At 52.6% G+C, this 2615-nt stretch carries 3 protein-coding genes; 1 reads left to right on the forward strand and 2 read right to left on the reverse strand.

What is annotated here, in order from left to right; translation table 11 throughout:
• Nucleotides 1-62: 62 nt before the first annotated feature.
• Together NZ772_17075 and NZ772_17080 are read right to left on the reverse strand one after the other, a co-directional pair.
• Entirely contained in the window at nucleotides 63-842 is a 780-nt protein-coding gene (locus tag NZ772_17075; protein MCS6815269.1) for a Uma2 family endonuclease, read from the reverse strand.
• Nucleotides 843-936: 94 nt separating this feature from the next.
• On the reverse strand, nucleotides 937-2022 hold the full coding sequence (locus NZ772_17080) for a molybdopterin-dependent oxidoreductase (protein ID MCS6815270.1): 1086 nt from the start codon (nucleotides 2020-2022) through the stop codon (nucleotides 937-939).
• 290 nt (nucleotides 2023-2312) lie between these two features.
• Here NZ772_17080 and NZ772_17085 point away from each other — a divergent pair.
• On the forward strand, nucleotides 2313-2615 hold a 303-nt coding region (locus NZ772_17085), incomplete at its 3' end, for a COP23 domain-containing protein (GenBank protein ID MCS6815271.1).

Genomic DNA, 2615 nt, shown 5'->3' on the forward strand with positions numbered 1-2615 from the left:
GTTCTCTACTTCTGTTAGGAGACATTGGTATACAACCGTAGGCAAAGATGCCAGACCCCTGATTAGGGGGCGATGTCATCGGGGTCAATGCCTAGAGAGCGCAGGTAGGCTGCCAACTGTTCTGCCCGCTGCTGTGCCTGTTCCGCCCGCTGCTGTGCTTGTTCTTTTTGCATTCGCTCCTGTTCTGTCAGTTCCTCCTGTGTGGGAATCCACCGTCCCTGTTGGTCGTACCACCGTAACCATGTCCGTTCCGCGCCATCACAACGGCCCTGCCAGACGCCCAAACCCAACTGTAATGGTTCAATCCACCAGCCCTGACCAGAGATCGTCACTTCTTGATAGCTGCCTGCCTGTAGCTGAAATCCTCGCAGTTGGCTAGTTTCTGAGTCAAACACAGCGTAGTAGGGAATCTGCAAAATCTGCTCATAGACCTGCCATTTAGTGGGAGGGGTGCCCGGTTCTCGCTGGGTTTTGCCCAAGTCTTCTGCCTCTGTGCCAGGGGACAGAAACTCAATCACCATAAGGGGAGCTACACCCTCATCCCACACAACGTAACTCTGTCGTAGGTATTGCTGTCGGTAGAGTTTGGGAACGCCTACCACAACAAACCAGTCGGGACGTTTGTACCAGTTGAGATGCTCTGGGTCGTAGTAAACATGCAGGTCACCAGCCGTAAAGACTTGCTCTGGGGAGCACACAGGGGGGCGACAGGTCTGGTGCAAGATGGGCAGTTGGCGCAGGTGATATTCGTCGGGCAATCCAGGATCCTCTGGGTTTTCACTGGGTAAATCGAACATGGTGGGCAGGGTTTTGGCTGCTGCACCGGGTACAAATTGAACCATAATAACCCTCCGGCAAGCTGGCAAGGTGTCTCTATTCTAACCACGTATAACCACATTGACGTTGACAGACTACTGCCTGGTGCCCCTTGCTTGGCTAGCTCAATGTCACAAAGATACGTAAGGCTCCACTACTGCCATCCTTAGGATTATCGTCCTCTAGAGATTGTTGAGTGTTGCTGGTTTCTGCCCGTGCTAGCACTGTGTAATTACCGGGTTGTGTAGGTTGCCAAAAATAGCGCCATAGCGTCCATTCGTGGGGCGAGTCAGGATGTGACTGCTCGGCGGATTGCCAAGTGGAACCATCGTCAGTGCTTACCATTACCCGACTAATGGGTGCAGTGCCATCAAGGGCTACGCCAGCAATCAATACTCCGCTGCCCCAACCTAACTCACCATCTTTGGTAAAGCTAACCCGATGGTGACGGTTCCAGACCCGATCGGCCTGGAGCTGGCGTACAAGGCTATGGGTGGGGATAATGGCGGTATTTGACCAGCCCTGTCGTTCCCAATACCCACGCTTGGGTTTAGCGATCGCCTCTAGGCGCACAATCCACTTAGGCTGCTTCTGCCCATAGTGACCAGGAATGATAATTCGCATCGGGTAGCCATGGTCACGGGTTAGGGGTTCGCCATTCATACGATGGACTAGCCGCACGTCTGGGCGCATTAGCTCAGCGATCGGTAAGGTAGTTTCATAGCTATCTGCCCCGTGCATCACCCATTCTGTTGCCTCTGGCAGCACACCTGCTCGCTGTAACCAGGGTAATAGGGGGGTGCCCGTCCACAGGGCATTGCCAATCAAGTTACCGCCTGTTTGGTTGCCAATACACTCCATCGTCAGGTAAATGTCTTGCTGGGGGGCTGCTAACACCTCATCCCAAGATATGGTAAGGGGATTAGTGACGGCACCATCAATCTGTAACTGCCAGTCTGTTGCCTTGAGGGTAGGGGGTAACAGCGCGTAGGACTGGACATAAAACTCGTCGATCGGCGTTAGCAAATGCTCTGGCAAGGGATGCTTGGGGTTAAGCAAGTCCCCGGCAAATAGAGTGCTTCCCCGCTGGTTTTTGCGCCAATCGGCAATCAGCAATCCGCCCACGACGATAGCACCAGTGGCGGCGGCTGATTTCAGCAAGAGATCCAACGCTTGACGGCGGCTGATGGTAGTATTTTGGAACACAAGTGCTTAAGGGAATGAACAATCAGGGTGGAACTTAGCAGATACGATCGTAGTCTAGCAAGTGTGATGGTCGATCAATTCATTCATTGATTAGAGTGTAAACAATCAATGAATAGTTACTCATCCTTTGTCACTGGTTCCTCGTAGTTGTACTTCCAACTGCCAGTGACCAAATCTAGCAACTGATAGTAAATTACCGTTACGGAGTCCTCACCCTTATGCTACCGCTTACTCGCTCATCCCTACTGCTTGGTAGCTTGATTGCTATCAGCGGATTGGCTCCCCTAGTTATGGTGGCGAATGCCCAAGTTAGTAATCCTGCCCCTAGTCCCCAAGGTTCGCCCGTACCTAGCCCTACAGCCAGCGGCCCTCGTTTTGTTTGCCAAGTGAATAATGGACAGTACACCGTGATGTATTTGCCAGAAAGCCAGCCTGGACAAGCTTATCCATGGGCGGTGCCTAGTGCTATGGGAGGTGGTTGGAGTCCAGAGCGCCGCTGCAACGAAATTAGTCGGCGGTTAGAGTCCTATCGTCCGGATGGTTTGGTAGAAATGAAGACGGGTGTGGAGAATGGCTATAACACGGTTTGCGTT

Source organism: Cyanobacteriota bacterium, assembly GCA_025054735.1.
In the GTDB taxonomy this organism is placed as follows: Bacteria; Cyanobacteriota; Cyanobacteriia; order SKYG9; family SKYG9; genus SKYG9.

Coding starts and splice junctions, on each gene's coding strand:
- NZ772_17075 (MCS6815269.1), bottom strand. CDS start 842: ATGGTTCAATTTGTACCCGGTGCAGCAGCCAAAACCCTGCCCACCATG.